Raw genomic sequence first — 20,951 nt, 5'->3', positions numbered from 1 at the left:
ACCGGCCCACGGGCAAAACGGAGCGAATGCGGATCAACCCGGAATCGCACACCGGGGTTCTGGACGCACCTTCCGTCCTCGACCGACCGGACCCTCTCCACCCGACGGGTCCGTGCCCAAGGCTCGGACGCTCCCGCGCGGACCGGCCTGGAAAGAGCGGAACACACTGGTCACGGCGGTATCCACCGTTTTCCACGAGAACCGTCCGGGTAGGAGGCCAGGAGCGATACCGGACGGGCTCCTCGATGCCGCCCTGTGTCCCATGGCGTGACCACAGGGAACCGAGTGACTGACGAGAGGTATGTGGCTCATGACCGTTTCCACCACTCCGATGAACCTCACGCGGGCCGCCCACGTCGGGATCTCGGTCTCGGACCTGGACGCCTCGATCACTTTCTACCGGGCACTCACCGGCCGCGAGCCCAGCGTCGCGAACGAGACCATGCACAGCGTGCCGTTCGGACACTCGCAAGGACTCTCCACCGCGAGGTTGAGGTACGCCACCTTCGACCTCGACAACATCGGCATCGACCTCATCGAGTTCCGGGAACCCGTCGGCGAACGGACGGAGGGCGCCGCGAACCGACCGGGTTCGATGCACCTGTGCCTCAAGGTCGACGACTTCGACACGGTGTACCGGCGCATGAAGGAGGCCGGCTACGACTTCCTGGGCGAGGACTACACGTTCATCGCGGGCGAGGTCACCCCGGACGCGGCCCTGGGCACCCAGGTCGCCTACTTCAACGACCCGGACGGCACCAACCTGGAGATCATCCGCCCCGAGGGCGGGTTCTCCAACTGAGGACGCCCGCCACGGGCCGGCCGGGGATCAACCTCCGGCCACGGCCCCCTCGTCGGGGCTGATCCACAACGCCTCGGCGGCCACCAGCCCGAGCGCCCGCTCCTGCTCCTCCTCCTCGGGCTCGGGACGCACACCGATCCGGATCGATCCGGCGAAGGGCAACCGCTCCACGACCCGGACCCGTCTACCGATGCCGATGTCGATGTCGGTGAGATAGCGCAGCAGCTCGGGGTCGGTGTCGTTGACCCGCACGATCACCCCCGAGGTCCCCGCCTCGGCCTCGGACAGCAGCACGGACTCGCGTTGGACGATGGCGCCCTCACGCGTGGGGATGGGGTCGCCGTGCGGATCCACCACCGGGTCGCCCAGATGCGCGGCGATACGGTCGACGAACTTGTCCGAGACCACGTGTTCCAGGATCTCGGCCTCGTCGTGCACCTCGTCCCAGGAGTAGCCCAATTCGGCCACCAGGTAGGTCTCCAACAACCGGTGACGGCGCAGGACCGCCAGCGCCGCCTTGGTCCCGGTCTCGGTGAGGCTGACGTTGCCATAGCGCTGATGCTGGACCAGGCCGAGCTCGTTGAGCTTGCGCAGCATCCCCGACACCGAGGAATTGGACACCGAGAGCCGTTCGGCCATCCCGGAGATCGTCACCGGCCCGGTGCCGCGCTCCTGGAGGTCGTAGATGACCTTCACGTAGTCCTCGGCCGATGTGGACGGCCTTCCCGGTGTGTTCCCCATGCCCGTAACCGTACCGTGGACCGCCGCTCTGGGGCGCTGAGCCGGAGCGCGCCTGTGGACGGTGTCGCCTCACCCCCGACCTACGACGAAGGTGGGGCGGCCGCGCGGATCGCTCCGCACGGCCGCCCCACCGCGCACGCCCTCGTTCCGGGACCCGGAGAGGGGGTCAGGCCAGAGGGCGGGCCCCGGCCTCACCGGACTCGATGACGAAACGCGCGCGATCGGTGATGGGCGCACCCGGTGAGCTCACCTTGTCGACCACCCGATAGTCGGCGGTCCACTCGGTGGGGGTGACGGTGTTGCGCACATAGCCACGACGGCGGTTGATGAACTTGATGTGCGGGTTCTCCTGAAGCTGGACGGCGTCGCCCGGGTTCTGCTCCGCCCCGTCCCGGCCGCTGGTGAAGGAGGTCCCCACCAGCTCGGTGGCGACCGTGGCCGAGTCGGGGTCGTCGAAGTCGGCCTTGACGTCGACCACGTAGTTGGCGTGCACGTCACCGGTGATGACCACCGGGTTGGACACCTGGGCGAGCTCGTCCCGGACCCCGTCGCGCTCGACCTTGTAGTTGTCCCAGGCGTCGTCGCTGAAGTTGGTGGCGTCCCCCTCGGCGAAGTCGCGCTGGGAGAAGAACACCTGCTGGGCGAGCACGTTCCAGGTCGCCCTGGACTCGGACAGCCCTCGCGAGAGCCACCGGCGCTGGTCGGCGCCGAGCAGGGTGCGCTCGGGGTCCTCCCGTTCGGTGTCCTCCACCTGCGGGTCCCGGTACTGGCGGGTGTCCAGCAGATGCATGTCCACCAGGTTGCCGAAGGTCAGCCTGCGGTACAGGTGCAGGTCGGGACCGGCCGGACGCTGGGCCGCGCGCAGCGGCATGTGCTCGTAGTAGGCCTTGAGCGCCTGCTCGCGGCGGAGCAGGAACTCCTCGCTGGGGATGTCCTCCTCGTAGGAGGTGTCGTCGGCCCAGTTGTTCTCCAGCTCGTGGTCGTCGAAGACCACCGCCCAGGGGAAGGCGGCGTGCGCGGCCTGGAGGTTCTCGTCGGTCTTGTACTGGGCGTGCCTGATCCGGTATTCGGCCAGGGAGCGGACCTCCACAGCGGGCAGGTGGCCGCGGCCGATGTCGCCCTGGTCGCCGGTCTCGTAGATGTAGTCGCCCAGGAAGGCCACCAGGTCCAGGTCCTCGTCGGCCAGGTGGCCCTGGGCGGTGTAGTGACCGTGGGTGTAGCTCTGGCAGCTGGCGAAGGCGAAGGAGAAGCGCTCCAGCCGGGCGCCGGGGGCGGTGGTGGTCCGGGTGCGGCCGACGGGGCTGATCTCGCCGGCGGCCCGGAAGCGGTAGAAGTAGTCGGCGCGGGGACGCAGGCCCCCGGCCTCGACGTGGACCGAGTGGGCCTGGTCGGGGCCGGTCTCCACCGTGCCGGAGGAGACGATGCGCCGGAAGTTCTCGTCCTGGGAGACCTGCCATTCGACCTCTACGGTCTGATCGGGCATGCCGCCCAGACCGTCATCGGCCAGGGGGTCGGGGGCCAGCCGGGTCCATAGGACGACACTGTTGTGGAAGGGGTCGCCTGAGGCGACGCCGAGTGTGAAGGGATCGCTGATCACGGGGCCTCTGGGGGTCGAGGTGGCCGCTGAAGCGGAGGATGTGCCCAGAGTCGTACCCAGTGCCGCGGCTCCCAACGTGACCGCGCCGCCCATGAGCGCCTGGCGGCGGGTGGTGGCGATCCTGGACGCGGGGGAGCGGTCGGGGGATTCGGGGATGCCCGGCATGCGTGGTCTCCTGAGATGGCGATTGGACAAAGGACCGTGCACCATCCCGCCACGGGAAGCGGTACGTTCCAACCACTGGACGGTGAACGTTGTCCCCTCCCCGATGACCGGAGGATGGCCGAGCGTCACCGAGACCGAAACGTGGGATGACCCTTTCTCCCCTTCACTCCCGGAGTCGCTCATGGGATACACCCTCGAAGCCGTCGTGGCCCGATCGACGCTGTTGCGCGAGGCCGCCACCGCTCTTCCCGGGGCCCATCAGCTCGAACTATCTCAAGGGCTCGCGCTGATGCCGGTGAACGACGCGCTCCGTGATCACGGTCCCGCAGAGGGGAAACGCCCACTTTCCGACGTCTTCTCCTTCATGTCGGGGCGACTGGAACGGTGGATCGTCGACCGATCCACGCTCGGACCGATCGCCTACCTGGAGGCCGACTACTTCGGCGGCACCGGCACGCAGAGCGCCGCCGTGTGGGAGCACGGGACCCTCGCCCTGGGTCCGCTATCGGTCGGAGAGTGGGAGCGCCACCCCGAAGAGGGTGGACCCATCTCCCGGGCCCTGCGCCACCTGGGGGTGCGTGTGGGGCCTGAGGACCTCGACGAGTTCGAGACCGTCGGACTGAACGCGCACCGCTCCACCGAGTCCTGGATCCGGGCGCGGAACGACTGATCCTCCGCGCTTCGAACACGGTGGCGCGCCCGCGACGCGCTCCTCTATCCTGATCCCATGCGCCGACGACATTAGGTCTCCGACCGGGGTCGATCCGGGTCGAACACCCGAGGACCGCCGAGTGCCGCAAGCACCCGGCGTCCCCGTTCGTTCGACCGAAAGACCTCCATGACCACCCTGAACACACGCGTGTCCGGCACGCGTGCCGGCAGGCTGACCGCTCCGGCCTACGCCTATGCCTTCTTCGAGGAGTTCATCCTCCTCTATCCCGTCTACGCCCTGCTGTTCACCGAGACGGGCCTGACCGTCCCCCAGATCAGCGTGCTCTTCGTGCTGTGGGCCCTGACCTCGGTGACGTTGACGGTGCCCGCCGGCGCGCTGGCCGACATGATCCCCCGGCGCTACCTGCTGGCGGCCGCCCCGGTGGTGACCGGCACCGGCTTCGCGCTCTGGACGCTCTTCCCCTCGCCCTGGATCTTCGCCCTCGGTTTCGTGCTCTGGGGCGCGGGCGGGGCCCTGTCCTCCGGCGCCTTCGAGGCCCTGGTCTACACCGAGCTGGAACACCGGGGCCTGGAAGACCGCTATGCCCGGATCATGGGCGTGACCCGGGCCCTGGGCGTGTCCGCCGTCGGCTCGGCCACCCTGCTCGCCGTCCCCGCCATGTCCCAGGGCGGCTATCCGCTCGTGGGCGCCGCCAGCGTGGCCGCCTGCGTCCTGTGCGCGCTCGCGGCGCTGTTCCTACCCGAACACCGGACCCGCTCGGCCTCGGACGGGGACGAGGAGGCCGGGCCCGGCTATCGACGCACCCTGCTTCTGGGCCTGGCCGAGGTCCGTGACGACCGCGCCGTCCGCGCGGCCGTCCTCCTGGTCATCCTGGTCAGCGCCTTCTGGGGCTCGTTGGACGAGTACGTCCCGCTGCTGGCCGAGGACTCCGGTGTCGCGACCGAGGACGTGCCCCTGGTCCTCATGGTGGTGTGGATCGGCGTCACCCTGGGAGGGCTGCTCGCGGGTCCGGCCTCACGACTGCCCCACCCGTTCCTGGCGGTACTCCTGGTTCTGGCGGCGGTGGCGATCGCGGCGGGCGCCCTGCTCACCGACCCCGTGGGCTGGGTCCTGCTCGCCTTCGGCTTCGGCGTGTGCCAGATGATGATCGTGGTCTCCGACGCCCGCCTCCAGGACAGCATCACCGGTGACAGTCGGACCACGGTCACCTCCCTGGCCGATCTGGGGACCGAGGGCCTGGGGACGTCCACCTACCTGGTGTACGCCGGTGTGTTCACCGTCCTGGGACACGGAGCGGCCTTCGCCCTGTTCGCCACCCCCCACCTGGTGGCCGCCCTGTTCCTGGCTCGGATGGGCCGTTCCCGCTCGAAGGACCGAGCCCCCGCCGCCCCTTCGAAGGTCACGAGAAGGACCGGAGAGAACCCGAAGGCCTCGTAGAGCGTCTCCACCCGCGCCGGAGGCGTTCACACTCCCCGTCGCGGGTACGGGGACCACCGGGCCCCCACCGTGCCCGAGGACGGCGGGCCGCGGCGGGCGGGCCGCGGGCGAAGAGGGAACCGCCCGCGGCCCGATCACCCGCCCCACCCCCTGTCGAAGGCCGGGTCCTCCTGACTAGCATCGTCTGTTGTGACCTATCAGACGACGAACACCGCGAATCATGACGGCCCGGACACCGTGTCCGTGCGCGGGGTCCGCGTCGGTTACACCGACCGCGGAGCGGGCTGTCCCGTCCTGTTCATCCACGGCCACCCCTTCGACCGGACCATGTGGGATCCGCAGGTCAAGGCCTTGGCCGGACGAGGTTACCGGGCCATCGTGCCGGACCTGCGCGGCTATGGCCGCAGCACCGTCGGCCCCGGCATCACCTTCCTGGACTCCTTCGCCCGCGACCTGGCCGTGCTCCTGGACCATCTGGGTCTGGACGTGGTCAACGTCGTGGGGCTGTCCATGGGCGGCCAGGTCGCCCTGGAGATGTACCGGCTCTTCCCCGACCGGATCGACTCCCTGGCCCTGGTGGCCACCAACCCCCTTCCCGAGACCGAGGAGGGCAGGGCCTCGCGCAGGAGGCTGGCCGACCGCTTCCGGAAGGAGGGCATGCGAGGCTACGCCGACGAGATGCTCGTGGGCATGATGACCGCCGAGAACGTCCACGACCTGCCCGAGGTCGCCGACCACGTGCGCTCCATGATGTACGCGTCCCCGCCCGAGGGCGCCGCGGCCGCGCAGCTGGGCCGGGCCGAACGCCCCGACCACGTCCCGCTGCTCAAACGCATCTCCGCGCCCACCCTGCTGATGGTGGGCCGGCACGACGGATTCACCCCGCCCGAGGGGGCCGAACTCATGCACGTGCGCATCCCCGACTCGATCGTGGAGATCATCGAGGGCGCCGGCCACCTGCCCAACCTGGAGCGTCCCGAACGGTTCAACGAACTCCTGCGCCGCTTCCTCGAACGGGCCCGCACCCGCTCCCGCGCCCTCTGACCCGAGGCGGGAGGCGGCGTGCCCCGGACCGTAGGCGGTCGGGGCACACGTCCGGAGCGCGGAGGCGCCCTACGTCGGCGCCTCCGCGAGGACGGATCATCAGGCGGTACGGCGCACCGGCATCCACAACTCGCCCGAGGCCAGCCCCTCCTCATGCCCCTCGTACTCCACACGGAGCATGTCCGGCCCCTCCGCGTGCAGGTAGGCGGGGTTGGAGGGGAACCACTCCCCGAAGGCGTACGCCCAGATCCGCTGGATCTCCTCGGGGAAGGAGTACCTCTCGAAGGGGAAGACGGCCCAGGTGCCGGCGGGGATCTCCAGCGACTCCATCCCCTCGGGGACCTCGTCCGAGGACGTGGCGGCGGCCTGAAGGAAGTCGGTCTCCTCGGCCTCGCCTCCAGCGACCTTCACCTTGGACGTGACGCCCAGGATCCCGCGGGGTTCCTGGTCGGACAACGCGTCGATCCTCCGCCACGTGGCGTCGTCGATGCCCTTCACGAACGCGGTCATGGTCTCGTTCTCGCCCTCGCACACGATCGGCACGCGGGCTCCGGGACCGGTGAGGCGGAACGCCTCCTTCTCGACGATCCGATAACGCATGATGGTGTTCCCTTCGACGGTGAGATGGAAGGTCAGACGGGACTGGGAGTCGAGCGCGGCCCCTTCACGTCGGGCCTGACCCGGGCCGACCCCGTGCATGGCGCGGAACGCCCGGGCGAAGGCCTCGGCCGATCCGTAGCCGTACCGGACCGCGATATCGAGAAGAGTCGCCTCGCCCCGGAGCACCTCGGCCCCGGCCAGCGTGAGCCGGCGCCTGCGCGCGTACTCCGAGATCGGCATCCCGGCCAGGACCGAGAACATCCTCCGGAAGTGGTGCTCGGAGACGAGCACAGTGCGCGCCATCGCGGCCACGTCCACCGGCTCGTCCAGGTTCCGTTCGACCCGCTCCAACGCCTCGTTCAATCGATCCAGCATCCCGTTCTCCCCCTTCTTTCACCGACCACGTTAGGAAGGTCGCCCCGTCCCCGACCCGACCGTCGCCGGTCCTCTCCGGTCGGGTCGCCCCTTCCGCTCTCAGGAGAACGGGCTGTCGCCGTGCCGCGCTCCGTGCCACTCTGTTGCGCGCCCCGTTCCCCCCTTACGGAAGGCGTCATGTCGCAGAGTTCGCCCCCCGCCACCGACCGCCCTCGCCCCGAACCCCTGGGAATCGGCTTCCACCGGCTTCTGGCCGCCCTGGGGCTGGGCAACCTCGGAGACGGTATCGCCGTGGTGGCGCTGCCCTGGTACGCCGCCACGATCACCGACGACCCCTTCATGGTGGCGCTGGTGGGGGCCGCCACCCGCCTGCCCTGGCTGCTGTTCGCCCTGCCGGCCGGGGTGCTGGGGGACCGGGTCGATCGGCGGCGGCTGATGATGGCGGCCGGCGGGATCAAGGCCTCGCTGTTGGCGGCCCTGGCCGCGCTCGCCTTCATGGGGCTGGGATCGATCCCGTCGCTGATCGTGTTCGCCCTGCTGGTGGGCGTGTGCGAGGTCTTCTTCGACAACACCGCCCAGTCGATGCTGCCCACGGTGGTGCCGCGTTCCCGGCTGGAGCGGGCCAACGGCCTCTTCCAGGGGGTCGAGCGGGTGCTGAACAAGTTCGTGGGCGCCCCGCTGGCCGGCGTGCTGCTGGCCGTCTCCACCGGGCTCGCCTTCGGCGTCCAGGCGCTACTGATCCTGGGCGCCGTGGCCATGCTGTTCGTCCTGCGCGGGAACTTCCGTGCCGGGGATCAGGAGACCTCGGAGGAGCCGCGCCCGGCCTCCTCGACGTGGTCGCGGTTGCGCGAGGGCGTCGTATGGATGTGGCGTCATCCGGTGATGCGACCGATGGCGCTGATCACCGGCCTGTCCAACCTGGGGGCCGCGCTGATGGCCTCGGTGATGGTGCTCTTCGTCCAGGACGTGCTGGGCGCGGGCCCGCAGGCCTACGGGCTGCTGATGACGGTCGCCGCGGTGGGCGCGGTCGCGGGGTCGGTGATGATCCCCTCCTTCGCGACCCGGATGAGCGTCTCCACCTCCCTGGTCCTGTCCCTGACGCTCATGGCCGTGGCCGCCCTGACGTTGGCCCTGCTGCGCAGCGTTCCGGCGTTCATGGTGTGCCAGCTCCTGATCGGGTTCGCCTCGATGTGGTGGAACATCACGGCGATCTCCCTGTTCGGGAGGGTGATCCCCGACCGGTTGCGCTCGCGCGTGTTCAGCGCGCACCGGACCCTGTCCTGGGGGATGCTGCCGCTGGGAATGCTGCTGGGCGGCGCCCTCGCCCGGTTCTCCGAGGGGCTCCTGGGACGGGAGTGGTCGCTGGCCCTGCCCTTCCTGAGCGCGGGCCTGCTGGAGACGGCGCTGGTCGGGATCACGGCGCTGGTGCTCACCCGGAGGGTCGTCGACGAGGCGTTGGCCCGCTCCGCCCCCGGCGCGGGGTGACCCCGCCCCAAGAAATCGGGCAATAAGGAAAAACCTGGAAATCATCGGGCAACATCCGTGTCTGATTGGACGTGGCGCCCTTCCCGATCCCACCATGGCCCTTCAGGATCGTCGGCAAGCCGACCCCGAGAAGGAGGTGGGCGGGGCGGGGGTAAACGCGCTCCGCAGACCATGGATCTTGCCTTTCTCCGACCCCTGTACGAAAGCGACACCCCGGTGGCCTCGGTCCACCTGGACACCAGTCGGGACACCACCGACGCCGACAAGAAGATCGAACTACGCTGGCGCCACCTGCGCGAGAAACTCGCGTCCCTGGGCACCGACGAGGCCACCCTCGACGTCCTGGAGGAGGCCATCGGCGAAGGCGAATCCCGTGCCTACGGCGACCACGGCCAGGCCCTGTACGCCTCCGAGGGCCGGCTCCTGGGCGCCCACACGCTCGCCGAACCTCCCCGCCAGGACCGGGCGGCCTTCCTCCCCGTACCGGACACCCTCCCCTTGGCCATCGACCGAGGGCGCCGCCTGCCCTACGTCCTCGTGGCCCTGGACCGGGTCAACGCCAAGGTGTACGCCTACGCAGGCCACCCCACGCGCACCCCGGTCCTGGAATCCTCGAACAAGGGCGAGGACCTCCAGAACCTCGACGGGGCCAGCCGCATCTACCCCGGCCAACGCGGAGACGCGGGCAAGCGCCGCGCCGACACCCACATCGGCCAGGAGACCTGGCGCGAGAACACCGCCCAGGTCGCCGAACTGGTCCGTGAGGCCGTGCGCACCGTCGACGCCGCCGTCATCATCGCCGGCGGCGACGACGAGGCCATCGCCTACCTGCGCGAGAACCTGGGCCCGCGCAGCCTGACCATCCCGATCAAGGTGGTGGCCGGCGGTCGAGGCGGGGTCGACGCCGAGGAACGGCTGCGCGAATCCGCCGAGGAGACCCTGCGCGAGCTCATCAGGGAGCGGCAGATCGAAGCGCTCTCCGACTACCAGCGCAAACTCGCCCACGACCAGGCCGTCGAAGGCACCACACCCGTCCTTCCGATGCTCTCCGAGGGACGGGTCGAGACCCTGCTGATAGGGGCCGAACGCGACGGCGAACCCGAACTGTGGGGCTCGTTCACCTCACCGACGCTGGTGGACACCTCGCCCAAGGGGCTGGACGACCCGAACGCCGCCTTCAAGGCGCCCGCCAGCGCCCTGATGCTGCGATCGGCGGTGCTCTCCGACGCCTCCTTCAGCGAGATGGTCGACCACGGCACCCCCACGAACGAGACGGGGGCCACGCTGCGCTTCCCCAAGTGACGGCACGCGTCCTCGCCTCGGTGCCCCGTCCCCGCCCGTGGGGGAACGGGGCACCTTCACGTCCGCCCGGACCTCAGGCGTCCGCGTACACGCCCAACTCGTTCCCGCTCGGGTCGGCGAAGTGGAAACGCCGCCCGCCGGGGAAGGCGTAGGGGCCCTTCAGCACACGGCCGCCCGCGCGCTCCACGGCCTCCACCGTGCGATCCAGGTCCTCGGAGTAGAGCAGCACCAGAGGGCCGCCGCCCCGCACCTCCCCACCCGGGTTCAACCCGCCCACCTCGGACTCGCCGTCGGGCGAGCGGATCCCCGCGTACATCGGTCCGTAGTCGTTGAACCGCCACCCGAAGGCCTCGGAATAGAAACGCTTGCACTCCTCCAGGTCGGTGACCGCAAGCTCCACGTAGTCGATGGTGTGGTGTCGTCGTCGGCTCATACACGGCATCCTCCCGGACCGGTCCGACAGAACGGAGGGCGACACCCCGCGCCGACCCTGCGGTCCACCCCACCCCGCCTCGACGGCCCACCTCATGGCCCCGCCGGCAGCCGATTCCCAGTATGGAAGGCGACACCTTCGCACCTACGACTGGACCGCCATGATCGCCCTGAGAGGCCTGACCAAACGCTACGGATCCGTCCTCGCGGTGGACTCCCTGGACCTGGAGGTCCACCCCGGACGGGTCACCGGCCTCCTGGGACCCAACGGAGCGGGCAAGAGCACGACCCTGCGCATGGTGCTGGGCCTGGACCACCCCACCGCCGGCCGGGCCCTGATCGGCGGTCGCCCCTACCGGGAACTGGAACACCCCCTGCGCACCGTGGGCGCGGTTCTGGACGCCAGGGCCGTGCACCCGGGCCGCAGCGCCCGCTCCCACCTGCGGGCCCTGGCCCGCAGCCACCACATCCCCGACCGGCGGGTGGAGGAGGTCCTGGCCATCGTGGGCCTCACCGAGGCGGCCGGCCGGCACGCCGGAGGCTTCTCGCTGGGGATGAGCCAACGCCTGGGGATCGCCTCGGCGCTGCTCGGCGACCCCGAACTGCTCATCTTCGACGAGCCCGTCAACGGTCTGGACCCCGACGGGGTCCGCTGGATCCGCGACCTGACCCGGTCCCTGGCCGAAGAGGGACGCACCGTCCTGCTCTCCAGCCACCTGATGAGCGAGATGCAGCTGACCGCCGACCACCTGGTCGTGATCGGTGAGGGCCGGCTCATCGCCGACGCGCCCTTGGACGAGGTCCTGGAGCACGGCCCCGGCACGGCGGTGAGGGTGCGCGCCCCGCACCCCGAGGACCTGGTCGCCGCGCTCCTGGCCGAAGGCGCCGGGGTCGAACGTCCGGCGCCCGGAGAACTCGTCGTCACCGAGACCTCCATCGAGCGTGTGGGCGAACTGGCCCACCGGGCCGGGGTCGCCCTGCATGAGCTCAGCACCCGCGGCGCCTCCCTCGAACAGGCCTACCACGAGCTCACCTCGAACAACGCCCGCCACACCTTCTCGAACGGAGACCCGCTGTGACCCTCGTCCTTCGCCACCGCCCCCTGCTCGGAGCGGTGTCCGCCGAATGGGTCCGTCTCCGATCGGTACGCTCCACCTGGGCCGGGCTGGCCGCGGCCCTGGCCCTGACACTCCTGGTCGCCCCCGGAACGGCGCTGGCCCTGGCCACCAACATGGACAACGGGCTCGTCCCCGCCGTCGAGATCCCCGCCTCCGAGGCGGCCCTCAACGCCATCGTGTGGGCGGCGCAGTTCGCGGTGGTCGGCGTCGCCGTCGTCTTCGTCACCGCCGAATACGTCAACGGGGCCGTCCACTTCTCCCTTCAGGCGGTACCGGTACGCCGTCGGCTGCTCGCGGCCAAGGCGATCGTGCTCTCGACGGTGGTGGCGGCGGCGGCCGTCGTCATGACCGTGGCGGGCACACTCCTGGCCCACGCCCTGCTGTCCCACCCTCTGCTCGGCGACCACGGCACCCTGAAGCTCTCCGACGCCGTACCCGATGTCCTGAGGGCGATCGTCCATCTGGTGACGATCGCCCTGATCGGCCTGGGATTCGGCGCCGCTCTGCGCTCCACCGCCACCGCCCTGGGCGCCGTGTTCCTCCTGATCCTCGGACTTCCCGCGATACTCGTGATGACGGGAGCGGACGTCCTGCTGCCCTACCTTTCCCTCGTCGGAGGCATCTCCCTGATGGACGGCGCCCTGATCATGGGGCCGCCGCCGGAGGCCACCGGCTCACCCCTGAGCGGTCTGGTGGTACTCATGTCCTGGGCGATCTGCGCCCTGACGGTCGGAACACTGGTGCTCGAACACCGCGACGCCTGAGAGGGAGGGGAGAACGTGTCGAAGGCCCCCGAGCCCCTCGCCCACCTGCTACGGCACACCACCGAGCGGTGGGGGAGGCGTCGACGCGAGTACGTCGGGGTGTTCGCCGGCCTGCCCGTCAGCCTCCTGACACCGCTGTGGGCCCTGGCCTGCGGAACGGTCCTCCTGGCCGGAACGCTCCATCCCCCCTCCCGTACCCGGTCCCGGGAGACGGCGGCCCGCTGGACCCACCGGCTGAACGAACGGGACCTGGAACGGCTCTCCCGCTGGACGGGGATCACCGTCCGCTCCGAGGCCTCCGCGCGGCGAAGAGCGCTCCACCTCCTGTTCCGGCTGCCACTGCATCTGGTCTCGTTCTACGCGGTGTTCGCGTGGACGGGACTGGCCGTGCTGTTGACCGCGGGCACCCTGTGGCAGACGGTCACCGGAAGCCGATCCGAGGTCCACCTCACCTGGCCCGGCGTACAGATCCTCAGCACCACCACCTCCATCGGGGCGGGGCTGATCCTGGGCCTGATGGTGCTGACGTGGTTCACCACCGCCCTGGTCGCGGCGGCCGAACGAGGGCTGGCCCGCGCCCTGCTCGGCCTCGACACCGAGATCCTCCTCCACCGCAGGATCGACGAACTCACCCGCACCCGCGCGGGCGCGGTACAGGCCGTGGACGAGGAACGTCGACGTATCGAACGCGACCTGCACGACGGGGTCCAACAACAGGTCGTGGCCCTGGCCATGCTGTTGGGAAGAGCCCAACGGGCCCAGGATCCGCAGCGCTCGCGTGAGCTGGTCCGCCAGGCCCACACCGAATCGCGGATCCTCCTGGACGAGCTGCGCGAGGTGGCCTGGCGCGTCTACCCCGCCACCCTGGACGCCCTGGGGCTGGAGGCGGCCCTGGCCGAGGCCGCCGGACGAAGCCCCCTGCCCGTCACCCTCCGCGCCGAACCCTCCCGGCCGCTACCGGACGACGTGGCCACCGCCGTCTACTTCGTGGCCCGCGAGGCCCTGACCAACGCCGCCAAACACTCCGGAGCGGACGGGATCATCCTGGACCTGAACACCACGGAGGAACAGGTCGAACTGGTGGTCTCCGACGACGGCCGCGGCGGCGCCGACCCCGAAGGCGGTGGACTGACCGGGCTGGCCCGCCGGGTCGCCGCCTTCGACGGCGTCCTCACCGTGGACAGCCCTCCCGGCGGCCCCACGACCGTACGCGCCGTCCTGCCCCTGGGGCATCGCGACCCTTCCACGAGAACACGGAGCTCCACATGCGTCTGGTGATCGCCGAGGATTCGGTCCTGCTCAGAGAGGGCCTGGTCCGGTTGCTGGAGGAGGAGGGACATCGGGTGGTCGCCGCCGTCGGCGACGCCGAGGCCCTACTGTCCCGCGTGGACGAACACACCCCCGACGCCGTCGTGGTGGACGTACGAATGCCGCCCACCCACACCGACGAGGGGCTGCGCGCCGCGCTGCGGCTACGGACCGACCACCCGGACGTGGCGGTACTGGTGCTGTCGCAGTACGTGGAACGGCGCTACGCGGTCGAACTGCTCACCGGAGCGCCCGAAGGCGTCGGCTACCTGCTCAAGGATCGGGTCGCGCAGGTGGAGGAGTTCCTGGAGGCGCTGGAACGGGTGTCCCGGGGAGGAGCGGCCTTCGACCCGGAGGTGGTGCGCCGCCTCCTGGCCGGCACCACCCGCACCGACCCGTTGGCGCGCCTGACCCCGCGCGAACGCGACGTCCTGGAGCACATGGCCCAAGGGCTGAGCAACACCGCCATCTCCGAACGGCTGTACGTGTCGCTGAGCGCGGTGGAGAAGCACATCAACGCGATCTTCGACAAGTTCGACCTGGCGCGCACCCACGAGTACAGCCGCCGTGTCCTGGCGGTCCTGCGATTCCTGGGTGACTGAGCCCCACCCGCTCCGTGCACGGTCGGGCGCGGACGGTGAACGGGACCCTTGATCGCGGCGGAACGTCGATCTAGTGTCGGGGCACCGTCCCGCCCCGGCGGGAGCCCGCCCCCCGACACGGAGGTCATCGTGTCCATCCCCCGAGGAACCCTCCCGACCACGGCGGCCGTCGGCGCGGCCGCCCTGTTCCTATCGGCGATCCCCGCACTCGCCGACCCTCTGCCCACCCCCTCCGGATCACCGATCCGTGACGGGGCACGGATCCCGGTCTCCGACGGCCCCGCCCTGGAGGAGGCCCTGGCCCAGGCGCGGCCGGGGGACACCATCGAACTGGACGGCGGCACCTACAGCGGTGCCTTCGTGATCACCACCGCCGGGACCGCCGACGCCCCCATCACCCTCACCGGCCCCTCCGACGCCGTCCTGGTCAATGACGAGACCCCCTCCGGCAGCGGCTGCCCCACCCCCGAGACCCACGCCGGCGGCTACGGCCTCTGGTTCTACGAGGCCGACCACTGGAACGTGGAGGGCGTCACCGTCGCCGACTCCAAGAAGGGCATCGTCATCGACCGCTCCGACGACGTGCACCTGAGCGGCATCGAGGTGCGTGACATCGAGGACGAGGGCGTGCACTTTCGCAGCTCCAGCTCCGACGGTTCGATCCGCGACTCCCGCATCCGCGACACCGGACTGGTCCAGCCCGGCTTCGGCGAGGGCGTCTACCTGGGGTCGGCCGTCAGCAACTGGGGCTGCTACGGAACCGACGACGGCGTGGACCGCAGCGATCGCATCGAGGTCACCGGCAACCACTTCGGCCCCTACGTGCGCGGAGAGCACATCGACGTCAAGGAGGGCACCTCCGACGGTCTGATCGCCGACAACACCTTCGACGGCCAGGGCATCTCCGGGCAGAACTTCGCCGACAGTTGGGTGGACGTCAAGGGCAACGGCTATCTCTTCGAAGGCAACGTCGGCACCTTCACCGCGCCCGGGGTGTTCGCCCACGGCTACACCAGCACCCAACAGGTGGACGGCCAGGGCTGCGGCAACGTCTTCCGCGACAACCACTCCGACCTGGGCGGTGTCGGAGGCTTCGCGATCGCTCTGTGGAGCCAGTCCGACTGCGCGGACGACCCCAACGTCGTCTACGAGAGCAACACCGTCGACAACGCGAGCCGAGGCCTGACCAACATCGACGTCACCCCTTGACCCCCACCACGGGTCGGGGCCGTGCCGTCCTCTCCGCGGCACGGCCCCGACCCCCTCACCGCGACGTCGCCGACCGAGGCTCTCAGGCCGAGGTCAGCCCCAGCCGGGTCAGCAGCTCACGTCCATCGATGATGTCGATGCGCTGGCCCTTGGCGATGTAGGTCTCGGCCTGCCGGTGCTTGGAGGTCTTGCCACCGTGGTCACTGGAGCCCACCACGAGCACGTCGGTCTTCTTCGTGACGTTCTTGGCCGGTCGTCCACCCGCCTCGGCGACGCGCTCCCACACCTCGGTCTTGTCCATCCCGGCCACGTCGCCCGACACGCACACGGTGCGCCCGAACAGGGGGCCGTTCGGGTCGGCGTCGGGGGAGGGCTCGGGCAGCGGGGTCTGGGCGGCCCGCTGCCACCGTTCGAAGCGGCCCTCTCCGACCGTGCTCGTCGGCGGGACCGCGACCGCCGCCGAACCCGCCGAGAATCGTTCGGTCCGACGCCCGGGAAGACCGGCGGCGCGCAGCGCCTCGGGCAGGGAGGTGGTGCCGTAGCGCTCCATCGCGACGATCATGATCCGCGCGGCGGCCTCGGCATCGTCCTCGGCCCGGTGATGGTGGGCGATGTCATGGCCGATGTGCGCGCACACCGTGGGCAGCCGATGGTCGGGCAGATCCCAGGTGCGCCGGGACATCGCCAGGGTGCAGGCGTACTCCAGGGCCGGTAGGTCATGGCCGATGTGGGCGCTGGCCTGACGCAGCGCTCCCATGTCGAAGGCCGCGTTGTGCGCGACCAGGGGGCCGCCGCCGGAGAAGTCCAGGATCCGTTCCAGGACCGGTTCCCAGGTGGGCGCTCCGCGTACGTCGTCGGCGGTGAGCCCGTGGACGGCGGTGTTGTGCCGGGAGAAGAACGCCGCAGGGCCGGGCGGCCGGATGAGGGTGCCGAACCGGTCCACCACCCGCCCGTCGCTCACCCGCACCAACCCCACCGCGCAGACGCTGCCACGGTCCTGATTGGCGGTCTCGAAGTCGATCGCGGTCCAGGTGTGCGACACCCGTGCCTCCCTTAAGGTCCCGTCCGAACGGATCGAGCCTACCCACGGGCGCCCACCGGGACGACCCGAAGCCGAGAAGAGCCCGCCGAAGCGCCCGGCCGGGGCCGTCCTCCCGGGGCGGGCGCTTCGGGGTCCTCAGGGGGCGGGCTCGGTGAGGAAGTCGCGCACCAGGCGCCCCACCCTTTCGGGGGACTGGCGGCCGAGCCAGTGACCGTGTCCCGCCAGCAGTTCCAGGCGGGCGTGGGGGACCGCCTTGGCGGCGGCGATGGTGCGGGCCGGGGGCACGCCCACGTCCTTGGCCCCTTGGAGGAACAGCGCCGGGCAGGTGATCTCGCGCAGGCGCGGCCGCAGGTCCACGTTCATGCGCCAGGGGCCGATGGAGGTGTTCTGCCAGTCGGAGGCGGAGGCGCCGTTGAACTCCATCTCGGCCATGACCTCGTCGATGACCTGGTCGAAGTCGGCGACGGGGCCGGCGAACAGGCTCCGCCGGACGAAGGCCTCGACCTTGCGCCGGTCGCCGATCATCATCCCCGGCAGGGTGGATCCCAGCAGGGTGCTGCGCGCCATCAGCCACAGGGCCTGGTGCACCACCGGTGGGAACTCCAGGATGCCGGCGGGGCACATCGCCACCAGGCGTTCCACCCGGTCGGGGTGTTCGATGGCGGTGTCCAGGGTCATCGCCCCGCCCTGGGAGAGCCCCACGACACGGGCCGGTCCGGAGGCGAAGCGGTCCAGGACCGCCAGGACGCAGCGGCGCAGCGTCGCGTGGTCGGCGATCCCCTCCCAGGGGGTGCTCTTGCCCTGTTTGGGCCAGTCGAGGGCGATGACCCGGTGGTCACGGGCCAGGTCGGGGATGAGGTGGCGCCAGCTCAGGGTGGCGCTGTCCACCCCGCCGCCGCTGAGCAGCAGCACCGGCGGAGCCTGTTCGGGGCCCTCGACGATCACGCTCAGGTCGCCCTCGGGCATCGAGACCCGTTCGCGGTGGAAGACACGGTCTCGGGGGTCGGTCGTGTTCTCGTTCACGGGGTGTCCTCCTCGTCTCTTTCCCGCCAGCGTCGGAGCATGGCGGGCAGTTCCCTCTCCAGGAACCCGTAGAGCTCGTGGACGCCGGCCAGACGTTCGCGCCGTTCGGGGGAGGCGTCTTCCAGAGCCGCCAGCCCTCGTTCGGTGACCCGGCGAAAGCTCGTGGCCAACGCGTAGCGGCGCTCCAGCATCCGGCTCCAGCCGTCGTCTGCGATGCGGAAGTACTCCTGGCGGTGGCCGCGCTTGCGTACGCCCTCGACCAGGCCGCTGGGGGTGAGCATGCGGGTGGCGGTGCCGATGGAGCTGCGGCTGACCTGGAGTACCTCGGCGAGCCGGGCGGCGCTCTGTTCGGGCGGGTCGCTGATCAGGAGCCATCCGATGACACGGCCTGCGATCAGGGGCAGCCCTTCGTCCTCGAAGAACACCGCGACCTCGTCGACGAAGGCCAGTTCCCTCTCTGTGGGTTCGCTCATGCGGCCACATTACAGTCATTGCAGTCATGACTGCAATGACTGTAAAGGTCGCCATGCGCTCCAAGAGCACACTCCGCCTCAGCGGATCACTAGCGACGTGTGTGGGTTCGCCCCGACTGTGGTAAAAGTTAGGCGTGCCGAACTTTAGAGATGGGTTGTCTTCAAAAGCCTGGTCGGTCATGTTCTGTGCCGGTATGTCAGCACTTGTACTCAGCTCCTGCACCACGACCCCACCCGAGCGCCCGGGGGATCGTCCCCTCGTGCTCACCACGTTCACGGTCCTGGCCGACATGACCGAGAACGTCGCCGCCGACCGCGTCGACGTGGCCTCCCTGACCCGCCCCGGCGCCGAGATCCACGGCTACGAACCCACCCCCGACGACCTGGTCCGCGGCCGCGACGCCGACCTGATCCTGGAGAACGGCCTGGGGTTGGAGGCCTGGTTCGCCCAGTTCACCGAACGCGTCCAGGCCCCCACCGCCGTACTCGCCGACGGCGTCGAGACCATCCCCATCACCTCCGGCGGCTACGAGGGCGAACCCAACCCCCACGCCTGGATGTCACCCGCCAACGCCCCGATCTACGTCGACAACATCCGCGACGCCCTCACCGAACTCGACCCCGAGGGCGCCGACGAGTTCGCCGAGGCCGCCGAGGCCTACAAGGCCGAGATCGCCGAGGTCGCCGACTACCTGGACACCGAACTCGCAGAGGTCCCCTCCTCCTCCCGGGCCCTGGTCACCTGTGAGGGGGCCTTCTCCTACCTGGCCCGCGACGCCGACCTCACCGAGAGGTACCTGTGGCCGGTCAACGCCGAACGCGAGGGCACCCCCCGCCAGATCGCCGCCGTCGCGGACTTCGTCCGGGACAACGACGTCCCCACCGTGTTCTGCGAGAGCACCGTCAACGACAGCGCCCAACGCTCGGTGATACGCGAGACCGGCGCACGCATGGGGGAGACGCTCTACGTCGACTCGCTCTCCACCGCCGACGGCCCCGTCCCCACCTACCTCGACCTGCTCCGCCACGACGCCGAGGCCATCGTCGACGGCCTCACCGGAACATGAGACCGCACACCACGAGCGCTTTCGAGGAAGGGAGGCGTCCATGACGGCCGCCATCGAGGTCGACGACGTCACCGTCCACTACGGCGACGTCCTGGCCCTGGACCGGGTGAGCCTGTCCCTGGAGCCCGGACGGATCTGCGGGCTGCTCGGCATGAACGGATCGGGCAAGTCCACCCTGTTCAAGACCGTGTTGGGCCTGGTGCCCGCCGACCGGGGACGGGTACGCGTCCTGGGCAGGGACGGTCTGGCCGCCCGCCGAGCGGGGCTCGTCGGCTACGTGCCCCAGTCCGAACAGGTCGACTGGGCCTTCCCCGTCCGGGTGCGCGACGTGGTCATGATGGGCCGCTACGGACACATGGGCGGCCGCCGCCGCGCCCGCGCCGCCGACCGTGAGGCGGTCGATCGGGCCCTGGCCCGCACCGACCTGACCGACCTGGCCGACCGCCAGATCGGGGCCCTGTCCGGCGGGCAGCGCAAACGCGCCTTCGTGGCCCGCGCCATCGCCCAGAACGCCGACGTGCTCCTGCTGGACGAACCCTTCGCCGGGGTGGACAAGCGCTCCGAGGCCACCATCGTCGAACTGCTCCTGGAGCTGCGCCGGGCCGGACGCACCCTGCTGGTGTCCACCCACGACCTGGCCCAGGTGCCCACCCTGTGCGACGAGGCGATCCTGCTTCAGCGCCGCGTCATCGCCCACGGGCCGCCGGAGAAGGTACTCGAACCGGACACGCTGCTGGAGGCGTTCGGTATGCACCCCGGAGAGGAGAACTCGTGGACGCGTTGATCGGGTTCGTGGAGTGGTTCACGGTGCCGTTGCAGTTCGAGTTCGTCCAGCGGGCCCTGCTGGTGAGCGTGGTCGCCGGGGTGGTCTGCGCCGTCCTGTCCTGCTGGATGACGCTGGTGGGCTGGTCGCTGATGGGCGACGCGGTCTCCCACGCCGTCCTGCCCGGGGTGGTGCTGTCCTTCATGTTCGGGCTGCCCTTCGCCTTGGGCGCCCTGGTGTTCGGCGCCGGTTCGGTGGCGCTGATCGGGGTGGTCAACCGCACCTCCCGGGTCAAGGAGGACGCGGTGATCGGCGTGGTCTTCACCGCCATGTTCGCCCTGGGGCTGGTGATGATCTCCCGCGTGCCCAGCCAGACCGATCTGGGCCACATCCTGTTCGGCAACGTCCTGGGCGTGTCCGACTCCGACATCGTGCAGGTGCTGCTGTTGGCCGCCGTGGTCCTGGCGGTGGTCTGGTACAAGCACCGCGACCTGACCATGTACGCCTTCGACCCCGTGCACGCCCACGCCATCGGCGTCAACCCACGCCTGCTGGAGACCCTGCTCCTGGGGCTGCTGTCGGTGACCGTGGTGGTCGCCCTCCAGGCAGTGGGCATCATCCTGGTGGTGGCCATGGTGATCGTTCCGGGCGCCACCGCCTACCTGCTCACCGACCGTTTCGAGAGGATGCTGCTCATCTCCGCCGCCGTGGCGGTGCTCGCCGCGATCGTGGGCGTCCTGGGCAGCTTCCACCTGAACGCCTCCACCGGTGGCTGCATCGTTCTCGCCCAGACCTGCGCCTTCGCCCTGGCCTACCTGTTCTCGCCCCGCCACGGCCTCCTGCGACGTGGACGGGCACGGCGAAGCCCGGCCCGTGTCGAGGGCTGAGAGTCGAAACGACCACCCTCGCGGCCCGCCCCGACCATCGGG

Annotated in this window: 21 protein-coding genes; 14 read left to right on the top strand and 7 right to left on the bottom strand. The window is 70.3% G+C overall.

All coding sequences use genetic code 11. The features are described 5' to 3' along the window. The first annotated feature begins 310 nt into the window (after window positions 1–310). Window positions 311–802: a VOC family protein gene (locus tag D451_RS0113760; RefSeq protein ID WP_159068769.1), complete on the top strand. Its 492-nt coding sequence runs from the start codon at window positions 311–313 to the stop codon at window positions 800–802. Window positions 803–829: 27 nt separating this feature from the next. On the opposite strand, the gene D451_RS0113755 is transcribed toward D451_RS0113760, so the two are convergent. After that, window positions 830–1,543 (bottom strand): metal-dependent transcriptional regulator, encoded by a 714-nt coding sequence (locus tag D451_RS0113755; protein ID WP_081616077.1) that lies wholly within the window; start codon window positions 1,541–1,543, stop codon window positions 830–832. A 166-nt stretch (window positions 1,544–1,709) separates the two neighbouring features. Further along, the gene (locus D451_RS0113750) at window positions 1,710–3,305 is read right to left on the bottom strand and encodes an alkaline phosphatase D family protein (protein WP_017534851.1); all 1,596 of its coding nucleotides are present in this window, start codon (window positions 3,303–3,305) and stop codon (window positions 1,710–1,712) included. 181 nt (window positions 3,306–3,486) lie between these two features. Here D451_RS0113750 and D451_RS0113745 point away from each other — a divergent pair, with 181 nt between their 5' ends. The 3 genes from D451_RS0113745 to D451_RS0113735 all read left to right on the top strand — a co-directional run bounded on the left by D451_RS0113745 (window position 3,487) and on the right by D451_RS0113735 (window position 6,459). Continuing rightward, window positions 3,487–3,975 (top strand): hypothetical protein, encoded by a 489-nt coding sequence (locus D451_RS0113745; protein WP_026125057.1) that lies wholly within the window; start codon window positions 3,487–3,489, stop codon window positions 3,973–3,975. 168 nt (window positions 3,976–4,143) lie between these two features. Then, window positions 4,144–5,415: an MFS transporter gene (locus D451_RS0113740; RefSeq protein ID WP_017534849.1), complete on the top strand. Its 1,272-nt coding sequence runs from the start codon at window positions 4,144–4,146 to the stop codon at window positions 5,413–5,415. A 189-nt stretch (window positions 5,416–5,604) separates the two neighbouring features. Next, window positions 5,605–6,459, top strand: a complete 855-nt coding sequence (locus D451_RS0113735; protein ID WP_017534848.1) for an alpha/beta fold hydrolase — start codon at window positions 5,605–5,607, stop codon at window positions 6,457–6,459. A gap of 99 nt (window positions 6,460–6,558) precedes the next feature. Here D451_RS0113735 and D451_RS0113730 read toward each other — a convergent pair whose 3' ends face one another. After that, window positions 6,559–7,434, bottom strand: coding sequence for an AraC family transcriptional regulator (locus D451_RS0113730; protein WP_017534847.1), 876 nt, complete (start codon window positions 7,432–7,434; stop codon window positions 6,559–6,561). Window positions 7,435–7,611: 177 nt separating this feature from the next. Between D451_RS0113730 and D451_RS0113725 the strand changes: the two genes are divergently transcribed. Together D451_RS0113725 and D451_RS0113720 are read left to right on the top strand one after the other, a co-directional pair. Beyond that, a complete protein-coding gene (locus D451_RS0113725) occupies window positions 7,612–8,919 on the top strand; it encodes an MFS transporter (RefSeq protein WP_017534846.1) in 1,308 nt (435 codons plus the stop codon). Between the two features lie 171 nt (window positions 8,920–9,090). After that, window positions 9,091–10,221, top strand: coding sequence for a baeRF2 domain-containing protein (locus D451_RS0113720; protein ID WP_017534845.1), 1,131 nt, complete (start codon window positions 9,091–9,093; stop codon window positions 10,219–10,221). Between the two features lie 73 nt (window positions 10,222–10,294). On the opposite strand, the gene D451_RS0113715 is transcribed toward D451_RS0113720, so the two are convergent. Next, on the bottom strand, window positions 10,295–10,654 hold the full coding sequence (locus tag D451_RS0113715) for a VOC family protein (RefSeq protein WP_017534844.1): 360 nt from the start codon (window positions 10,652–10,654) through the stop codon (window positions 10,295–10,297). Between the two features lie 160 nt (window positions 10,655–10,814). Here D451_RS0113715 and D451_RS0113710 point away from each other — a divergent pair, with 160 nt between their 5' ends. The 5 genes from D451_RS0113710 (at window position 10,815) to D451_RS0113690 (ending at window position 15,654) form a co-directional block, all read left to right on the top strand. Further along, window positions 10,815–11,732: an ATP-binding cassette domain-containing protein gene (locus D451_RS0113710; RefSeq protein WP_017534843.1), complete on the top strand. Its 918-nt coding sequence runs from the start codon at window positions 10,815–10,817 to the stop codon at window positions 11,730–11,732. After that, complete coding sequence (locus tag D451_RS0113705; RefSeq protein ID WP_017534842.1) at window positions 11,729–12,535, top strand: ABC transporter permease; 807 nt, start codon at window positions 11,729–11,731, stop codon at window positions 12,533–12,535. Before D451_RS0113710 ends, D451_RS0113705 begins: the two co-directional genes overlap by 4 nt. A 15-nt stretch (window positions 12,536–12,550) precedes the next feature. After that, window positions 12,551–13,813, top strand: coding sequence for a sensor histidine kinase (locus D451_RS0113700; protein WP_017534841.1), 1,263 nt, complete (start codon window positions 12,551–12,553; stop codon window positions 13,811–13,813). After that, a complete protein-coding gene (locus D451_RS0113695; RefSeq protein WP_017534840.1) occupies window positions 13,801–14,445 on the top strand; it encodes a response regulator transcription factor in 645 nt (214 codons plus the stop codon). Before D451_RS0113700 ends, D451_RS0113695 begins: the two co-directional genes overlap by 13 nt. Window positions 14,446–14,574: 129 nt before the next feature. After that, the gene (locus D451_RS0113690) at window positions 14,575–15,654 is read left to right on the top strand and encodes a right-handed parallel beta-helix repeat-containing protein (RefSeq protein WP_017534839.1); all 1,080 of its coding nucleotides are present in this window, start codon (window positions 14,575–14,577) and stop codon (window positions 15,652–15,654) included. Between the two features lie 82 nt (window positions 15,655–15,736). Here D451_RS0113690 and D451_RS0113685 read toward each other — a convergent pair whose 3' ends face one another. The 3 genes from D451_RS0113685 to D451_RS0113675 all read right to left on the bottom strand — a co-directional run bounded on the left by D451_RS0113685 (window position 15,737) and on the right by D451_RS0113675 (window position 18,192). Further along, entirely contained in the window at window positions 15,737–16,696 is a 960-nt protein-coding gene (locus D451_RS0113685) for an exonuclease domain-containing protein (protein ID WP_017534838.1), read from the bottom strand. Between the two features lie 135 nt (window positions 16,697–16,831). After that, a complete protein-coding gene (locus D451_RS0113680; protein WP_017534837.1) occupies window positions 16,832–17,719 on the bottom strand; it encodes an alpha/beta fold hydrolase in 888 nt (295 codons plus the stop codon). Continuing rightward, window positions 17,716–18,192 (bottom strand): GbsR/MarR family transcriptional regulator, encoded by a 477-nt coding sequence (locus D451_RS0113675; RefSeq protein ID WP_017534836.1) that lies wholly within the window; start codon window positions 18,190–18,192, stop codon window positions 17,716–17,718. The genes D451_RS0113680 and D451_RS0113675 overlap by 4 nt, the downstream gene beginning before the upstream one ends. Window positions 18,193–18,326: 134 nt before the next feature. Between D451_RS0113675 and D451_RS0113670 the strand changes: the two genes are divergently transcribed. Genes D451_RS0113670 through D451_RS0113660 form a run of 3 tightly spaced genes read left to right on the top strand, consistent with a single transcriptional unit; the run spans window position 18,327 to window position 20,909 of the window. After that, complete coding sequence (locus tag D451_RS0113670) at window positions 18,327–19,259, top strand: metal ABC transporter solute-binding protein, Zn/Mn family (RefSeq protein ID WP_026125056.1); 933 nt, start codon at window positions 18,327–18,329, stop codon at window positions 19,257–19,259. Between the two features lie 40 nt (window positions 19,260–19,299). Beyond that, entirely contained in the window at window positions 19,300–20,043 is a 744-nt protein-coding gene (locus D451_RS0113665; protein ID WP_017534835.1) for a metal ABC transporter ATP-binding protein, read from the top strand. Further along, window positions 20,031–20,909 carry a metal ABC transporter permease gene (locus tag D451_RS0113660; protein WP_026125055.1) on the top strand — a complete coding sequence of 293 codons (879 nt, stop codon included), beginning with the start codon at window positions 20,031–20,033 and terminating at the stop codon, window positions 20,907–20,909. The genes D451_RS0113665 and D451_RS0113660 overlap by 13 nt, the downstream gene beginning before the upstream one ends. Window positions 20,910–20,951: the final 42 nt, after the last annotated feature.

The sequence above is a fragment of the Nocardiopsis alba DSM 43377 genome (assembly GCF_000341225.1).
GTDB lineage: Bacteria > Actinomycetota > Actinomycetes > Streptosporangiales > Streptosporangiaceae > Nocardiopsis > Nocardiopsis alba.
Note: the sequence above shows the minus strand (reverse complement) of the source record. Positions and strands in the feature narration are given on the sequence as shown.

What these genes read in the sequence shown, in the direction of transcription:
- D451_RS0113760 (WP_159068769.1), top strand. Translation starts at nt 311, where the DNA reads ATGACCGTTTCCACCACTCCGATGAACCTCACGCGGGCCGCCCACGTC.
- D451_RS0113755 (WP_081616077.1), bottom strand. Translation starts at nt 1,543, where the DNA reads ATGGGGAACACACCGGGAAGGCCGTCCACATCGGCCGAGGACTACGTG.
- D451_RS0113750 (WP_017534851.1), bottom strand. Translation starts at nt 3,305, where the DNA reads ATGCCGGGCATCCCCGAATCCCCCGACCGCTCCCCCGCGTCCAGGATC.
- D451_RS0113745 (WP_026125057.1), top strand. Translation starts at nt 3,487, where the DNA reads ATGGGATACACCCTCGAAGCCGTCGTGGCCCGATCGACGCTGTTGCGC.
- D451_RS0113740 (WP_017534849.1), top strand. Translation starts at nt 4,144, where the DNA reads ATGACCACCCTGAACACACGCGTGTCCGGCACGCGTGCCGGCAGGCTG.
- D451_RS0113730 (WP_017534847.1), bottom strand. Translation starts at nt 7,434, where the DNA reads ATGCTGGATCGATTGAACGAGGCGTTGGAGCGGGTCGAACGGAACCTG.
- D451_RS0113725 (WP_017534846.1), top strand. Translation starts at nt 7,612, where the DNA reads ATGTCGCAGAGTTCGCCCCCCGCCACCGACCGCCCTCGCCCCGAACCC.
- D451_RS0113720 (WP_017534845.1), top strand. Translation starts at nt 9,091, where the DNA reads ATGGATCTTGCCTTTCTCCGACCCCTGTACGAAAGCGACACCCCGGTG.
- D451_RS0113715 (WP_017534844.1), bottom strand. Translation starts at nt 10,654, where the DNA reads ATGAGCCGACGACGACACCACACCATCGACTACGTGGAGCTTGCGGTC.
- D451_RS0113710 (WP_017534843.1), top strand. Translation starts at nt 10,815, where the DNA reads ATGATCGCCCTGAGAGGCCTGACCAAACGCTACGGATCCGTCCTCGCG.
- D451_RS0113695 (WP_017534840.1), top strand. Translation starts at nt 13,801, where the DNA reads ATGCGTCTGGTGATCGCCGAGGATTCGGTCCTGCTCAGAGAGGGCCTG.
- D451_RS0113675 (WP_017534836.1), bottom strand. Translation starts at nt 18,192, where the DNA reads ATGAGCGAACCCACAGAGAGGGAACTGGCCTTCGTCGACGAGGTCGCG.
- D451_RS0113665 (WP_017534835.1), top strand. Translation starts at nt 19,300, where the DNA reads ATGACGGCCGCCATCGAGGTCGACGACGTCACCGTCCACTACGGCGAC.